Source organism: Mucilaginibacter sp. P1_A3 (assembly GCF_056406855.1).
This window is the reverse complement of record NZ_JBFTZJ010000001.1, coordinates 37,984-54,037: the sequence shown is the minus strand read 5'-3', so window position 1 is coordinate 54,037 and position 16,054 is coordinate 37,984. Positions and strand designations below refer to the sequence as shown.

Annotated in this window: 13 protein-coding genes; 6 read left to right on the top strand and 7 right to left on the bottom strand. The window is 38.8% G+C overall.

What is annotated here, in order from left to right:
- Positions 1 to 3: 3 nt before the first annotated feature.
- Positions 4 to 867, bottom strand: coding sequence for a universal stress protein (locus AC1D0K_RS00240; protein ID WP_477396463.1), 864 nt, complete (start codon positions 865 to 867; stop codon positions 4 to 6).
- A gap of 322 nt (positions 868 to 1,189) precedes the next feature.
- Between AC1D0K_RS00240 and AC1D0K_RS00235 the strand changes: the two genes are divergently transcribed.
- Positions 1,190 to 1,432, top strand: coding sequence for a helix-turn-helix domain-containing protein (locus AC1D0K_RS00235; protein WP_477396470.1), 243 nt, complete (start codon positions 1,190 to 1,192; stop codon positions 1,430 to 1,432).
- A gap of 140 nt (positions 1,433 to 1,572) precedes the next feature.
- Here AC1D0K_RS00235 and AC1D0K_RS00230 read toward each other — a convergent pair whose 3' ends face one another.
- From AC1D0K_RS00230 to AC1D0K_RS00205, 6 genes are all read right to left on the bottom strand, one after another.
- Complete coding sequence (locus AC1D0K_RS00230; protein WP_477396465.1) at positions 1,573 to 1,749, bottom strand: hypothetical protein; 177 nt, start codon at positions 1,747 to 1,749, stop codon at positions 1,573 to 1,575.
- Between the two features lie 255 nt (positions 1,750 to 2,004).
- Positions 2,005 to 2,397, bottom strand: coding sequence for a response regulator transcription factor (locus AC1D0K_RS00225; RefSeq protein ID WP_295720321.1), 393 nt, complete (start codon positions 2,395 to 2,397; stop codon positions 2,005 to 2,007).
- Between the two features lie 396 nt (positions 2,398 to 2,793).
- A complete protein-coding gene (locus AC1D0K_RS00220) occupies positions 2,794 to 4,284 on the bottom strand; it encodes a SusD/RagB family nutrient-binding outer membrane lipoprotein (RefSeq protein WP_477442079.1) in 1,491 nt (496 codons plus the stop codon).
- 13 nt (positions 4,285 to 4,297) lie between these two features.
- Positions 4,298 to 7,483: a SusC/RagA family TonB-linked outer membrane protein gene (locus AC1D0K_RS00215; protein ID WP_477462972.1), complete on the bottom strand. Its 3,186-nt coding sequence runs from the start codon at positions 7,481 to 7,483 to the stop codon at positions 4,298 to 4,300.
- A 588-nt stretch (positions 7,484 to 8,071) separates the two neighbouring features.
- Complete coding sequence (locus AC1D0K_RS00210) at positions 8,072 to 8,293, bottom strand: DUF6965 family protein (protein ID WP_295720316.1); 222 nt, start codon at positions 8,291 to 8,293, stop codon at positions 8,072 to 8,074.
- Positions 8,294 to 8,409: 116 nt separating this feature from the next.
- Entirely contained in the window at positions 8,410 to 9,147 is a 738-nt protein-coding gene (locus tag AC1D0K_RS00205; RefSeq protein ID WP_477443434.1) for a glycosyltransferase family 2 protein, read from the bottom strand.
- A 45-nt stretch (positions 9,148 to 9,192) separates the two neighbouring features.
- On the opposite strand from AC1D0K_RS00205, the gene AC1D0K_RS00200 reads away from it, so the two are divergent.
- The 5 genes from AC1D0K_RS00200 (at position 9,193) to AC1D0K_RS00180 (ending at position 16,053) form a co-directional block, all read left to right on the top strand.
- Positions 9,193 to 10,035 (top strand): polysaccharide biosynthesis/export family protein, encoded by an 843-nt coding sequence (locus AC1D0K_RS00200; RefSeq protein ID WP_477462971.1) that lies wholly within the window; start codon positions 9,193 to 9,195, stop codon positions 10,033 to 10,035.
- The gene (locus AC1D0K_RS00195) at positions 10,035 to 12,458 is read left to right on the top strand and encodes a GumC family protein (RefSeq protein WP_477443436.1); all 2,424 of its coding nucleotides are present in this window, start codon (positions 10,035 to 10,037) and stop codon (positions 12,456 to 12,458) included. The genes AC1D0K_RS00200 and AC1D0K_RS00195 overlap by 1 nt, the downstream gene beginning before the upstream one ends.
- An 18-nt stretch (positions 12,459 to 12,476) precedes the next feature.
- Positions 12,477 to 12,992: a UpxY family transcription antiterminator gene (locus AC1D0K_RS00190; protein ID WP_295720307.1), complete on the top strand. Its 516-nt coding sequence runs from the start codon at positions 12,477 to 12,479 to the stop codon at positions 12,990 to 12,992.
- A gap of 162 nt (positions 12,993 to 13,154) precedes the next feature.
- On the top strand, positions 13,155 to 14,942 hold the full coding sequence (gene asnB / locus AC1D0K_RS00185) for an asparagine synthase (glutamine-hydrolyzing) (protein ID WP_477398523.1): 1,788 nt from the start codon (positions 13,155 to 13,157) through the stop codon (positions 14,940 to 14,942).
- On the top strand, positions 14,935 to 16,053 hold the full coding sequence (locus tag AC1D0K_RS00180) for a glycosyltransferase family 4 protein (RefSeq protein ID WP_477398525.1): 1,119 nt from the start codon (positions 14,935 to 14,937) through the stop codon (positions 16,051 to 16,053). Before asnB ends, AC1D0K_RS00180 begins: the two co-directional genes overlap by 8 nt.
- Position 16,054: the final 1 nt, after the last annotated feature.

Below are 16,054 nucleotides of genomic sequence, written 5' to 3'. Positions count from 1 at the left end.
TGTTTAATCCATTTTAGCGGGAAATACCAGCAGAGGTATTTTTTGTTTATCCAGTGCCTGATGGGCAAGGCTTTGTTTCAACATCCGTATAAAAAATGAATGTTTGTGGTGGACGATGGCAAGCGCATTTGCCTGTTCCTCTTCACATAAGTGATTGAGCCTTTCAACCACCTCTTTCCCCTTAACATTTTTAAAAGTAATATACGGATAGTTTAGTGCAGCCACTTGCTTCATAAACTCTACTTCTCCTTCGTTTGTTGCCGTTCCAAGACTTTCTGACGGCATGATATGCACCAACTCCAGCTTTGTATTGAACAGTTCACCAAGTTTTACCAGGTATTGGAGGCTTTTAATATCTTCAGGGCTAAAGTTGCTTGCAAACACTATTTTGCCAAGCTGTGTTAACTCCATTTTTTCCCTTAAGATCAAAACCGGGCAACTGGCGTGCTCAATTACAGCATAGGTATCACTGCCCGAAAAGATGTGTTCAAAAGCATTGTCAGATCGCGACCCCATCACAATCAACCCAATGTTTTTCTGTTGAACAATTTCATTTACAAGCTCTCCTAAATTTCCTTCCCTGCATAAGGTGCTAATGGCTGGTTTAAATTGCTCCGGATGTACTTTGTTGATCAATGGCTCCAAATGTTTCTGAAAAGTCTGGATGTTACTTTCGCTATGATCTTCCCAATAAGAGGGGGACACTCCTCCCCATGGCGCGCCGATATAATAATTACTCACCGGGATTGTTTGATAAGCATTAAATAATAAAACATCAGCATGGATCATAACGGCAAGATTCAGTGCGGATTGAGCTGCATGAGCAGCATTGTCAGAAAAATCTGTCAGAACAAGGATCGTTTTCATAATTATCAAAATTTATGTAAATCCACCTGGTATAGTGCAGCCGGGTCCTGCCATCAACTGTAGTGATCTGGGTAAGTTTAAATTACCAATTGCAACGTATTCAGGGATCAGGATAGGTTTTGAAGCTTCTGTTCTGCAATCATTATTTTATATTAATCACCTGTTCAGAACGAGTTGGCTTCGTATACAAATATGCAGTTTATATCAATTTAAAAAAATGATTTCTATCACTTAATCACTTGGTTTATAACGGATAGCGACCTATAAATATTATCTACCTGCAGAACCTTGCGGGCAAAAAATCAGTTAACCTGTTTAGCGGCTGCACCACAACTCAGATTATTTTTCGCGCTTGTTTTATGAAAGTACCGGAGAACGGCCATTAACCTATATACAAACCAAACGAATAGAGCGGGCGCAATTGCTGCTTACTGCCACCAACCTGTCTTTTTATGACATAGTAGCCGAAACAGGCTTCGAGAATTTATCCTATTTTTCAAGGATCTTTAAAAAAATTACCAGACAAACCCCAGGTGCTTATAAAAAGAACAGCCTGGTGATGTAAACCACGCGACCGATGCTGATCCTTAAACATTAAAAACCGTACGGGTATTTAGTTGAAGTCAAATAGTCACTGGCTTTCTTTGATACCTGCGAATAAAACAATTGAATCGCAGCACTTTAATTTTAACGGGTAAAATCTAATTAGTGTCTCTTTTTTCTTAAACGTTCCCATCTATCCAACGCTTCCTTTTGAAGTATTTTGGTATGCTCTATCGCGATGGCCTGTTCATCTTTTTCGCAAAGCGGCCAATCGGTAGCCAGATGTATTGCTGGCTTTGCTTCATCTTTTTCTTTGCTTTTATCTTTGCTGATTAACATGGTATAAAGAATTAAAGCGCTGGTAAACAGTGCATGGTTAAACGTGAATGGATTTGTGACCGCTTATTTGATCTCGATTGACTGATCAAAATATTCATTTCCTTTTTTTATGGCGATGATAATTTTCAGCCTGCCATTAGCATGTGCAGGTTTTATACTCATTGTCATCTTATACTCCCCGGAATTTCCTTTGATTAGACAAATCATCAATGAGGCAATGACCATTAAAACAGGCCGACTAACTGGCTTAAGTATTTATAACGTTAGTTCGGTGTATTTCTTTTTTCGCCTATGCCATGTTAACTGTTTCCTAACTACGTAGTAAAGCTGATCCAGGTCAAACGGTTTTTTAAGGTAGTCATCAAAACCCAGTTCCCGGTAATGTACATCAATTTGATCATCGCAGCTTAAAGCGACCACTGGCAGGCGCCGGAAATGTGCCTTGATCCACTGGCAAACCTGTTTACCCGAATGATTAAAAAGCCAGCAGTCAAGCAATACAAGCCTTGGGTGGTGACGCCTGATCATGTCCAGAACATTATCATTGCAGTCGGTTAAACTGTAAACCCGAAACCCTTCCATTTGTAAGGCCTCTGTGACTGCCTCCAAAGTACCGAGATCATTCTCTTGTACCAAGATCGTTTCCATAGACTTTATTTTTTATCAATAAACAATAGAATCACCGGTAAAATAGCATTGGTGTTGATAGATTATAAAAGTTATAATTTAAACGAAGTGCCCGCCCGGTTAGTATATAATTAGGGCAAAAAATAACTCCGAATTAAACCAGATTAACTTTTAATTATGCAAGGTAATATACAAGGCAATTAAAGCATTTAAATGAGCAATTTTGATCATTACAACGCTTATTAATCTACTAAATAAGTTAAAAGAAGGATATTGAATATTTATCCAATAAGGGCAAAAAGTGATCGTTTCTTTTTATTCATTCCGCCGACAGGAAATTTTAATTTGCCAAATAAAAGGGCCGGATCAATTTTACCTGATCCAGCCGTTTTTATTTATTATGCAATATCAATTTGCTTATTTATCCCACCAAACCCTGGTATCCAATGCATCAGGACCTTGACGTGAAATAACATTATTATAATTAGTCAGATTTAAATCATGCTCTGTTTGCGGGTATTGCTGCCTGCGCGGAATTTTTTGACCTGGGCTTAATGATCCCGGAACAGGATCAAGCAATTTAGGCAAGCCTGTTCTGCGGTATTCCGCCCATGACTCCCAGCCATTACTTAAAAAGCCGGCGATCCATTTTTGCAGTAATATTTGTTCAAGAGCAGTGTTAGCCGAGAACTTTATCGAAGCTTGCGCCAGGTAAGTTGCAGCATCACCTGCACTTATACCATTCTGCGTTAAAGACGCGGTTATACCCTGGTTGTAAAAATCAGCGGCAGCACCATCGCCGCCAGCAATCCAACCTAAATGAGCAGCCTCAGCCTCCGTAAATAATACCTGGGCATAGGAAGTCCAGATAGTAGGAGAATCCTGATTTGATACGGCCAGGCCTATTAATGATACATTACCCGGTTTATCCCTGGTACCGGCGCTATAATCGCCAAGTTTATCACCATAGGTGCCATAAGGTAAGCCAACGTAGGTTTTAGATACTGTTGGAGCAACGTAAACCGGTAAACGGGGATCATTAAAACCTTGCAATGTATTTACTACCAAACTACTAACCGCATAATCATAGCGATTACGATAGTTATTAAAATATGGATTTTCGTTTGTTTGTGCTGCCAAATAAGTATAGGATACGTTATCCTCGTTTGATATCATCAACCCACCGGCAACTGCTTTTGCAAATTCGGTACGACCTGTTGCCGGATCTACCTTTGACAACCTTAAAGCCATGATAGCATGCAATGAGTTTGCCCAGTGTTTCCATTTATTGTTGTTACCATGAAATAGAATATCACCTGTTAATGCCGGCCCGTCATCGAATTGCTTTTGGGCTTCATCCAGTTCTTTCATTAAAGATGGATAAATGTCCTTTTGAGCATCAAATACCGGTGAAAAATTAGCTGATCCGCTTAATGCCTGGGTGTAAGGTATATCTCCCCACCTGTCAGTCATTGTCAGATAGATAAATGCGGTAAGTATACGTGCCGAAGCAATCTGGTTATTATTTGAACCGTACCTGGTTGTTGTTTCCAGACTTTTCTTCGCCGGGTCTGTATTTACAGTAATAACCGTTTTCAGATCCTGTAATGGTCCTGTGTAATAGTTTTGATAATCGTATTGTTTTAATGAAAACAGTGACTCATTGGTGTAAAACGTTTCAGACAGGTATTGCGAATATAACTCGCCTGCAAAGGAATTGATATTAGTTGTGGCACCAGCTCCGTTTACACCACCCAAAAACTGTATGGCGCTGCTTAGCATATAGCCCGTTTGAGCATTTGGCGATTGGTTGGGATTAACGTTTACATCGCCCCCCACTTTACATGAGGACAGGATAACTACACCGGCCCCAATAATATATTTACTTATATTGAATATTTTTTTCATGATTTTGAGCTTATTAGAAAGTTAGTTTAAGGTTGACGCCTAAATTTCTTGTGTTAGGCAACTGTCCACCTTCATAAAAAGATGTTTGCAGTTGTGACGGATCAACACCTTTAACTTTGGAATAAATTAACCAGGGGTTTTGCGCGGTTACGCCAAAATAAGCCGATTGGAATGGAAGTCTTCCCAGCATTTTTTTAGAGAATGAATAACCTACACTCACTTCTCTTAATTTAACATAAGAAGCATCAAATGTGTATTTTTCCCATATCTGGCTATATACCTGCTCATATAACTGACGGGTATTTACGTAGGTAGTATTAGGAGTGCCATCTGCATGAACGCCCTGTACCAGTGTACCACCACCATTAGCTACGTCATTACGTACTGGGTTTCCTTTTGCATTGTTTCCAACTGTTTCAGCTCCAAGTCCAGATCCGTTTAAGTTTTGCTCAGTAACAGAAACAAATTTTCCGCCTTTCTGAAAATCAAGAGAAAAAGCTACTACTACCCCCTTATAATTAAATGAGTTGGTAAAACCACCGGTATAGCTTGGCAGCATGCTACCTAAATTAACAGAATTGTTTACTATCGGCATACCTGTTTGATCAACCACAATGTTGCCTTTAGTATCACGGGTGAAGCCTGAGCCAATGATTTGACCATAAGACTGACCTAATACGCCGTTAACACCAAAGCTTGGGGAACCAACAAATCCAAAGCTTTTTGCACCTGCAGCCTGGTTACCGCCAGCAAGGCCATAACCGCCTGCACCATCAGGTGATACCTGTAAGCTGTTTATGCCAGGGAATATTGAAACTACTTTATTACGGTTAAACGCAACGTTGAAATCTGCATTCCAGGTAAATTCTTTTGTTTTTACCGGCGTGCCGCCCAATGTTATTTCTATACCGTTATTTTTAATTTCACCTGCATTAATTACCGCAACCGAATAACCTGAAGTTCCGTTAACTGGTAATGGCAATATCTGGTCTTTGGTATTGCGGGTGTAATAGTTAAAATCAAACCTGATCCTGTCTTTTATAAAATGCAGTTCTGTACCTATTTCAAAAGCGGTAGAAAGTGTAGGCCTTAAGTTAGCATTTGGAAGGGTATTTGGTACAGTTTGGATCGGATCTCCTCCGTGTGGGGTTGTAGATAAGTTATAAGTCTGATAAACCTGGTACGGCGAAGCATCAGAACCAATTTTTGCAGCTGATAATCTTAATTTACCAAACGTAAGGATGTCGTTTTTAGGTAAAAGTTCCGAGAAAACAAATGAGCCGGAAAGACCACCATACCAGTAAGAATTATTATTAACAGGCAGCGTAGATGAATTATCATTACGGGCGTTAAAATCAAGATATAAAAAGTCTTTATAGCCAAATGAGGTGTAACCATAATAACTATTAACACGGGTTAAAGCATTATAACTAAGTGCTGTTGGCGCATCAATTGAGTTACCAAGAGTATATAGTCCGGGTATAGCCAAACCGCCGTTAGTATTTCCGCTGGTGTATAGGTAACGATCCTGGCGGCTTTCTGCATATAAACCAGCTTTTACTGATAGATCATGAAAAACGTGGCTGTAGTTCAAATTAGCCACATAATTATTCTCTTTATAAGTATACTGGCTTTGTGAATATGAATCCACATTGATAGTACCTGAACCTACACGTGAATTATCATCCCTGTTCAAAAGATCTTCGCGGGCTATAACCGAAAGAGAAAGGTCTTTAGTGAACTGGTAAGATGCTGTAAGATTACCGTATATACGATTGCTGTTTGACTTAGAAGTATTTACATAAGCCTCGGTGTACGGATTATCCCAGTAATGAGGTGAAAGATCATCAGGGCTAATAATATTCCATGATGTATACGTTCCGTCGGCTCTCTTGTAATTTTTCAGCTGACCAATTTCAGTATCCCGGTGAAACCACTGGCTGAAGGATCCGGCTGTTTGCGTTCCATACCCTTCCTGGGGAACATTGTTTGAATTGATTTGTGAAAAGTTTACATTGGCGCTTACAGATAATCTTTTTGTTAACTTAAGTTCGCCGTTCAAACCAACGTTATTGCGTTTTTGATCACTGTTAGGCGTAATACCTGTACGTTCAATGTTAGTGTATGAAACCCGGAAGTTATAATTATCACTGGCTTTTGAAAACGCTGCATTTGTATTTGCAGTAACACCTGTACGGTAAAAATCACGAACGTTGTTAGGCTGAGCCACAAAGGGTTTTAATTTACCATAGCCAGGATTAGTTGGATCCCAGAAATACCATGGTGCGTACAAGGTTCCATCAAGTTTAGGGCCCCAGCTTTCATCAACACCATAATCATAATATTTAACTCCATTAAAATTTGCATTTGATGCGGGTGAGTTTCCTGGATCATAAGTGTAAGTCTTCCAGTTTAAACTTGTACCACCACCATATTCATTCTGGTACTCAGGAAGCTGGTAAACTTTTTCAAAGGTTGTTGACTGATTAAATGAAACGCCAACTCCTCTATCAACACCTTTTTTAAGGGAGATGACCACCGCGCCTTCTGATGCACGCTGACCGTATAGTGCAGTAGCTGCCGGGCCCTTTAAAACTGTTAATGATTCAATATCATCATTATTTACCGCATTTGGATCAGTAACCACACCATTAACCACATAAATGGGATTACCGCCCGATAAGGAGTTAACACCACGGATACGGATTGTAGAAGTGCCAAACTTTGCTCCTGAACCGCCAAGTACCTGTACGCCGGCAATTTTGCCGGCTAAGGCCGTGTTAAGGTCAGATTGCTTTGTTACCGATAAATCATCACCCTTAACCGCCTGGGCAGCATAACCCAATGATTTTTGCTGGCGCGAAATACCTAAAGCGGTAACAATAACCTCATTTAAACCATGGCTGGCCGGTACCAGAACTACGTTTAAATTGCTTTTGTTACCAACAGGAACTTCCTGGGCACTGTACCCAATAAAGCTAAATACAAGTGTTGCATTATTAGCAACATTTAGTGAGTATTTGCCATCTGCACCGGTTTGGGCGCCAATGTTCGTTCCTTTTACTTTTACGCTTACTCCCGGTAGAGGTAAGCCATCATCTTGAGCTGTTACCACACCATTAACGGCATGGCTTTGCGCAAATAGCTGGGTTGCAGCCAATAAAAAATTGCACAAAATAAGTAGTAAACCTTTTTTCATTGAAATAAATTAATTAATAGTTATCCCGGTAAACACAACGGGTACATAGCGCAAAGCAAAATAAAATTTTGCAATATTTCCTACGACTATACTTTGTTAACCCTGACGATTTATTTTATTTAAATGACACAACAAACCATATTTTATTTCGTTATCGGCCGCGCGAAAATCTTCGACTTAACAGAAAGACGGTTAATTTAATTAACTAAAAAAAAGGGAAAACACGCGAGGTATTTTCCCTTTTCCTTGAGAAGTCAAAATATTAATTACTAACCGATTACTTTAAATTAAAGTAACAAAAGCTTAACAGCAATACAGCCAAAATGATCAATTAAAAAGCCTCCTTTACCAGGATTTCTCTATCAATATTTTCGCCGAAAATTTGAATGAAACTTTGCAGGGGCTGATTAAAATTCAGAAAAACACCTTAACTATTATGACTTTAATTTGACTCTCTATCCATTTTATTACAAAATAGTTAATCAAAAGGCGGTCAGTAGTTTTTTCATTTAAAAATGAAAACAATGAGCCCTAAGTCCGTTAAAACTGAGAAATGCTATTTAAAATTGGTAAAATTGAGCGGGGATATTAAAAACGAGGTATTTCTGGTCCGTTATATGGATTTTCAAGGGCATACCATATCCTGGTTAACCGGTGCTTCGCATTTCCATCTTTAACATCTGACGTCATCTGTTCGATATTCCTTTTTACAGCTTCTTTAACATCAAGTTGGGTGGTTGCCCTATCAAGGCGTAGGGTTTCAGGTAATGTTGCTGCTTCTAAGTAGGCTATCAGGTCTTGCTCTGTCATGCCGCAAAGTTAAAAAAGCGATTCATTTAATCAGCGAACCCACTTGCAAATTGAAACTTTCATGTTACAATAAGTACCGGGATGCTAAATGCGTATAAAACAACGTAATTACCTAATTAAATATATTGATTAATTTTCCTCAAAGGTTTTAGAACTAAAGCCAGCACAGGAAATGCAATGCTATTTTTACGCATAGCTTTTAAATCAAAACTCCAGGCTTTAAGCCTGCTTTTAAAACTTCTATTACTCACACCTCCGCCCAGCATATTAACCATTACCTTGTTTATATGAAAACATTTAATTTTGTTCAGATACATAAACCGCAGCATCAGTTCATAGTCGGCCGCCGAGCCGTATTCCAGGCTATAAAAGCCCAACTTTTCAAATAAGTTACGTTTGCAATAAAACGTGGGATGCGGGGGCATAAATCCCCGGTTAAAGGAATTAATTACACACTGCTTTGAATTCCATTTCCGGATTATTTTTCCGTTGAGATTTACATAGTTCAGGTTTCCGTAAACCGCATCAATATCTTGTTGTGTAAATACCTGTGCTACTGTTGATAAAACTTGATCATCAGCCAGGAGATCATCGGCATTAAGAGTGCCTACAATTTGGCCGGTAGCTATCCTGATTCCTTTATCCATGGCATCATATATGCCTTGATCTGGTTCAGAAACAAAAAAATTGATGTGTTTTATATGTTTTTTTATAATACTTACCGTATTGTCGGTTGATCCGCCATCAATAACAATATGCTCAATATCGGGATGTTTTTGGCTGATAACAGATTGGATACATTGCGCTATGGTATCCTGGGCATTATAAACAACGGTAACTAATGAAATCTTCAAACTCTATAAATTGGAAAAAATACGAATCGTTAATACCCGCAAATTATGTATTTTTGGAATCAATGCAGAATTATAAAAATATTTAAGCAGAAGTTTTTTGTCCTCATGCGCATAGTAACGTCAATTTTCCCTATTTTTTTAATAGTTCTTATTCTATCTTCTTGCTCGGGTAAGCAGTACCAACCTTTATTTGAACAAAAAACTGTCAATAATGATACAGTATCGCAGAAAAGCTATAACGATTTAAGCAGCTATCGCATAAAATCACAGGATATGCTGCAGATACGAAACCTGCAAAATATTAAATATGTAGTTGATGAAGCGCCTTCATCAAATAGCGGAGGCGGTGGTGGAAGCGCCGGAACCGGACAAACTTACCAGGTTGACGAAGAAGGCACCGTGGCTCTACCTGTTATTGGCCATGTTGCTGTTGTAGGACTTACACGCACCCAGGCATCAAAACTTATTGAAGACCTTTACCGTAAAAACCTTTTAAAAGATCCCATAATTGAGTTAAAAATCACCAACCTAAGGGTTACATTACTTGGCGAAATTAAGGGGCAGGGAAATTTCCCATTGGTTAGAGACAAAACCACTTTGATTGAAATGATTGGACAGGCTGGAGGCCTTACAGAGAAGGCTAATATATCAAACGTTAAAATAATTCGTGGAGATCAAAAAAATCCCCAGGTAACCTACGTCGATCTTAGGGACATACAATCAATAAACGATCCGAGGGCTGTACTTCAAAATGGCGATATTGTATATATAGCTCAAAACAAACGCGCCATACGTAATGATAATTTACAAAACGCTTCATCCATTGTACAGCCAATGTTGCTTTTACTGAGTACAGCTTTACTTGTTTTATCGCTTTCCCGCCGCTAATGGAAGAAACAGAAAAATTCCAAAGAAAACTGCCTAACCAGGAAATCGACTATTTCAAGATTGGCAAAGTATTGTTGAGTCGTTGGTATTGGATTGCTGCATCTGTGGGTTTGGCTGTTATTATATCTTATACTTATTTATGGTACACGCCTAAAACGTTTGCAACATCCGGCACATTAAAAATTGAAGAAAGAAAGTCAGAAGTTTCAGATCTTATATCTGTAATGGCAGTGCCCGAACGCGGGCCATCAAAAATACAGAGTATAACTTCGGTATTACAAAGCAGAAATGTAATACTTAGTGCTATAAAAGATATGGACTACCGGGTAAGTTTTTTTATATCCGGCCGCGTACGCACCTCCGAAACATATCCATCAAAGCCATTAAGCATTCAACTTATAAAGTTTGATAGCTTAAACTTTTATCATGATATTATAAGTTACAAACCTATTAACAAACAAATCTTTAGCCTCTCTTATAAAACGGGCGAAAAAGAAACTAAAAACCACTACAGCTATAATGCACCTGTAACCATAGGCAATACCAGTTTTACCATAAAATACCCCGGCGCTATTGATAACAGTACGATTTATCTTTTCAAGTTCAATATTCCGGAGGATTATATAGGCAGGGTACAGGGTGGTTTAAGAGCCGGCGAAACCGGCAAGAATACCAATATTATCTCGCTGCAAGAAACCGACCTTAACCCCCAGTTTGCTGCTGATGTGCTTAACAATATCATGAAAGAGTATGTGATTTTTGACAGGAACCAGAAATCACAGTCGGCATCACAAATGATTGATTTTATTGACAGCCAGCTCTCATTCTTATCCAGTGAAGTAAAAGGATCAGAAAGCTCAATAGAAAAATATAAAAACAAAAACAAAATACTTGATGTAGGCTCTGCCTCGGCTACTTCGGCCAGTAAAGCCGCCGAGATTGAAACAAGAAGATCACTGTTAAAAATTCAGATGATAGCACTTGATCAGCTAACAGATCAAATAACCAAAGAAAAGGATAATGTTACACTAAATTTCAGCTCTGGCGGAACTGATTTACCTACTTTAAACGCATTAATAAACAAGTTAGATGTACAGATATCTGAAAGAGCAGCCTTATTAAAAACTTATACACCTAATTCTCAGCCCCTGCTTGATATTAATCAGCAAATACTTCAAAGTAAACTCACCGCTTTAAATAACATAAAAGGTGTACGTAACAGTATAGCAAAAAATATAGCTTATTTGGATAGTCAGTTAGCGCAGATTAACCAAACCATAATGTCATTACCGGCAGCCCAGCGTGATCTTGTTGCTTTACAACGGGATTTTGAGATAAATGATAAGGTATATTCCTTTCTGTCAGAAAAGAAACTGGAAGCTCAGATAAGCCGCGCCGGCATATTACCCGGTGCCACGGTTATTGAATTTGCACAGCCCAATTATAATGCTGTATCACCAAACGAACATGATATCCACCGTTCGGCCATCATTTTGGGTTTGGCAATAGGCCTTGGCCTCATTATTTCAATAAGGATACTTAACCCTTATATCTACGATAAGGAAACCATTGAAAGCCTTACAGTAATACCTATACTGGGTGTTATAAGAAAATATCCAGAACACATTGATGAAAACAGCAGGCAGGTCTTAGTCCTAAGTAAGCCCAGATCCATATTTGCCGAATCGGTTCGTTCGGTGCGTACCAATCTAAGCTTCCTTGCATCAGAAAAGGCCAGCAAAATAATTTGTATAACATCGGAGGTTGCCGGCGAGGGTAAATCATTTGTAGCAGTAAACTTATCAAGTACCCTATCGCTCATTGATAAAAAGGTTATACTTATCGGCGCCGATTTAAGGCGCTCAAGACTCCATAAAACCTTTCATGTACCTAATGACAAAGGCTTAAGCAACTACCTTGCCCACCAGAGCACGCTTGATGAAATTATTCTCCACTCTGAACAGGATAATCTCGATTTTATGGTTTCAGGTCCGGTTCCTCCAAACCCATCAGAATTACTGCACAGCGCCAGGATGATTGCGATGATTACCGAATTGAAATTAAGGTATGATATTATAATGATTGATACTGCGCCAATCGGCCTGGTATCTGATGCAATCCCATTAATAAGGATAAGCGACATTAATGTTTTCGTGATCCGATCAGGAAAATCTAAATTTTATGCAGCTACGGTTCCTCAACGCATAGCGCAAGAATATCATCTTGATAATACCGTAATTGTACTAAACGCTTTTGAAGAAGATCTTTTACATGCAAGATACTATACTACCAAATTTACCGGCGACAATGCGGGTTCAAGATATTACTATTACTCTGACTATAGCGGATACTCGGGATCTGGCTATTATTTAGATGATGATAAAAATAAATGGTGGGATATAAGGCGATGGTTTAAAAAATAAGATGCACTTATTAAAACAATGGAATTAAAGGTAAGTGAAACAACAAAAAAGTGGTATCCTGTTTATACAAACCCTCGTGCCGAAAAAAAAGCATACCAGGCATTAATAAATAAAGGGGTTGAAGCTTACCTGCCACTGCACCGACAATTAAAACAATGGAGCGATCGTAAAAAATGGGTTGAAGAGCCTTTTCTTAAATCATACATATTTGTTAACATTGCTCAACATGAGCAGGCCGATATATTGATGACAAAAGGCATATCAAGGTTTTTATATTTCATGGGGAAGCCCGCATCAATGCCCAGCCGCCAGATAACAGAGTTAAAGTTATTAATGGCCAGCCCATATGAATTGGAGATTACCGAAGATGATCTGCAGGCGGGAGAAAAAATCATACTCAAAGCAGGTCCATTAAAAGGAATGACCGGGGAAGTAATATCGCAGCGGTCGCAAAAGCAATTGATATTAAGGCTTGAAAGTATTGGATGCTCCATAATTGTCCATGTTGCCGCATCCTATATTGAAAGGTTTTAATTGAAATTATTTATTTTAATTAAAAAATATTGATGGCTGATTTTATATCAGCATAAATTAATAAAAAAACAGGGCTACACCAATAAATATAAGCCACTGTTAAATAATAAGTTACAATTAAAAATGTAGTTTACGGGGCGAAGCTGTGAATATTTATAGAGTATGTGTAGGATAGTTGGAATAATTAATAAGCGGTTACAACCCCAACTTATCCGGGAAAAAGTGAAAGCCATGTGCACAGTACTGCAACATGGAGGACCAGATGACGAAGGTATTTTTTATGATGAAAAACAATATCTCGCATTTGGGCACCGCAGGCTATCCATAATTGATTTGAGCAGTAACGGGCATCAGCCAATGGCAGATGTGGAGCAAAAAGCCTGGATAACCTTTAACGGCGAAATTTATAATTACCAGGAATTAAGAAACGAGCTGTTAAGGCTTGGTGTTAGCTTCAATTCCGTTACTGATACAGAAGTAATAATTGCCGCCTATTTGCAATGGGGAACTGAAGCCTTCTCCAAATTGAGAGGCATGTTTGCATTCGCCTTATTTGATAGTATTAAGGGGCTTACGTACCTGGTACGCGATACGGCTGGTATAAAACCGGTATATTATTTCGCCGAAGATGGCCAGCTGAGTTTCGCATCAGAAATAAGAGCTTTTACGGCGGCTGGCATATCTGGCGAAAAAGATCCCAATTGGCCTATAAGGTTTTTAGCGTTTGGCCATATACCAGAGCCATATACTACTTTAAAAAATGTATTTAGCCTACCCAAAGGGCATTATTTATGTTGGACCCATGCATCATCAACGCATGAGATCAGCCCTTATAAACAAACTGTATTAAAAAATCAGATAACCGATGTTGATGAAGCCCGGCAGCTGATAAAAAATGCTTTAATAAAAGGTGTAAACCGCCAGCTGATTGCAGATGCGCCATTGGGTGTATTTTTAAGCGGTGGTATAGATTCAAGCCTTATTACGCTATTAGCAGATAAAGAAAAAAAGGAGCAGCTTAAAACCATCTCGATATTTTTCAACGAAAAAAGTTATGATGAACAGGCGTATCAGCGCGTAGTTTTAGATAAGGTAAGCGGTGAAAATTTTTCGCACTTAGTGAAGCAGGATGATTTTGAAACTTTCCTTCCGCAAATCATTAGCGCCATGGATATGCCAACTACTGATGGCATCAATAGCTGGTTTATTAGCAAGTACGCACATGAGGATGGCTTAAAAGCAGTACTATCCGGCGTAGGCGCTGATGAATATTTTGGTGGTTATCCCTCATTTAACCGGATACGGTATCTTGGATATTTAAGAAAACTCCCTCCTTCCCTATTTTCGGCTATTAAAGGGTTATTACCAGATCATTATAAAAAACTTACATTTTTGGGTAATGACCATTCGGCAGCCGATTATCTTTTATTGAGAGGATTGTTTTCGCCGGGCGATATTGCAAAGGCGCTTAATACTGATGATAAACAAGTTAGGGACGTTCTGTTTAATGGTTTTGATATCCCTCATCTGGGGCCTTATGATCAGGAACATGCATCATGGTTTGAAGCAAACCTTTACATGCAAAATCAACTCCTGCGAGATACTGATGTGATGAGCATGAATCATGGTTTAGAAGTTAGGGTCCCTTTTTTAGACGAGGACTTTACAAGTCTGGCTGAAAGCATCTCGCCAGAAATAAGATTCAATAACCAACAACCAAAAAAAATCCTGATTGATAGCTTTAACGGCCTGCTACCCGAAGCCGTTTGGAACCGGCCAAAAATGGGCTTTACATTTCCATTACAACAATGGATGAGCCAATACAAACCAATAAGCGATAGTAGCCTATATCGGGGCAAAATGGCGCGAAGTGTAATTAAAAATTTTAAAAATAACCAAATCCATTGGTCAAAAGCTTTTGCTCTTTACCAAATACAAGCCAATGTCTAAAAAAGTAATACTTTTTACTTTACAAACATTCAGCACTACTGGCGGCATCCAAAAAATGACCCGTACGCTGGGGCATTCATTACAGCAACTGGCAAAAACCAACAAGGGGAATTTTGAACTATGGTCTGCTTATGATAAGCAAACCGATCTGATGCCTCAATATCTGCAGGCAAATGCTTTTAAAGGCTTTGGAGTTAACCGCGTTAACTTTGCATTTAAGGCTGTGAGTAAATCAACAATGCCCGATGTTATTATTTTAAGCCACATAAACCTGGCAAGTGTTGGTTTGTTTATAAAATTGGTTCATCCTAAATGCAAGGTTTGGCTTATTGCCCATGGCATTGAGGTTTGGCGGCCGCTTTCATTTGTTAAAAAATATCTTTTAAAACGTTGCGACAAGGTAATTTGTGTAAGCAATTTTACGCGTGAGCAAATGCTAAAACGACACAGTGTAAGTGCAGATATTTGCCGGGTTTTAAATAACGCGATCGACCCATTTATGAAGCTGCCGGTAACCTTTGAGAAGCCGAAACACCTTCTTGAGCGCTATAAGTTAACAACAAATCAGCCCGTTATTTTTACCTTAACACGCCTTGCTTCTACAGAACAATACAAAGGATACGAGCATGTAATAGAGGCTATCAGCAACTTAAAACAGCATTTTCCGGGTATTAAATATATACTATCAGGGAAATACGATACCAAAGAAGAGGACAGAATAAAAAAACTTATAGTACACCATAACGTAGCAGAACAGGTAATACTTACAGGTTTTATTGAAGAAGCTGAACTAACAGACTATTTTTTATTGGCCGACCTATTTGTGCTACCCAGCAAAAAAGAAGGTTTTGGTATAGTATTTATTGAAGCCCTTGCCTGTGGATTGCCGGTTATTTGCGGTAATGCCGATGGCAGTATTGATGCGATAAGAAATGGCGAATTAGGTCATGCAATAAATGCAGATGATACCTGTGAACTGAGTAAATGCATTACCGAATATTTAGAATCGCCATTAACAGCTGTTAAACGCAAGCAGTTGCAAAAGCAATGTCTGTCGCATTTTAACGAAATAGATTACATGCAAAAATTACAATTACTATTAAACGAATGAG

Coding starts and splice junctions, on each gene's coding strand:
- AC1D0K_RS00180 (WP_477398525.1), top strand. CDS start 14,935: ATGTCTAAAAAAGTAATACTTTTTACTTTACAAACATTCAGCACTACT.
- AC1D0K_RS00190 (WP_295720307.1), top strand. CDS start 12,477: ATGGAATTAAAGGTAAGTGAAACAACAAAAAAGTGGTATCCTGTTTAT.
- AC1D0K_RS00225 (WP_295720321.1), bottom strand. CDS start 2,397: ATGGAAACGATCTTGGTACAAGAGAATGATCTCGGTACTTTGGAGGCA.
- AC1D0K_RS00195 (WP_477443436.1), top strand. CDS start 10,035: ATGGAAGAAACAGAAAAATTCCAAAGAAAACTGCCTAACCAGGAAATC.
- AC1D0K_RS00220 (WP_477442079.1), bottom strand. CDS start 4,284: ATGAAAAAAATATTCAATATAAGTAAATATATTATTGGGGCCGGTGTA.
- AC1D0K_RS00210 (WP_295720316.1), bottom strand. CDS start 8,293: ATGACAGAGCAAGACCTGATAGCCTACTTAGAAGCAGCAACATTACCT.
- AC1D0K_RS00230 (WP_477396465.1), bottom strand. CDS start 1,749: ATGTTAATCAGCAAAGATAAAAGCAAAGAAAAAGATGAAGCAAAGCCA.
- AC1D0K_RS00215 (WP_477462972.1), bottom strand. CDS start 7,483: ATGAAAAAAGGTTTACTACTTATTTTGTGCAATTTTTTATTGGCTGCA.
- AC1D0K_RS00240 (WP_477396463.1), bottom strand. CDS start 867: ATGAAAACGATCCTTGTTCTGACAGATTTTTCTGACAATGCTGCTCAT.
- AC1D0K_RS00200 (WP_477462971.1), top strand. CDS start 9,193: ATGTATTTTTGGAATCAATGCAGAATTATAAAAATATTTAAGCAGAAG.
- asnB (WP_477398523.1), top strand. CDS start 13,155: ATGTGTAGGATAGTTGGAATAATTAATAAGCGGTTACAACCCCAACTT.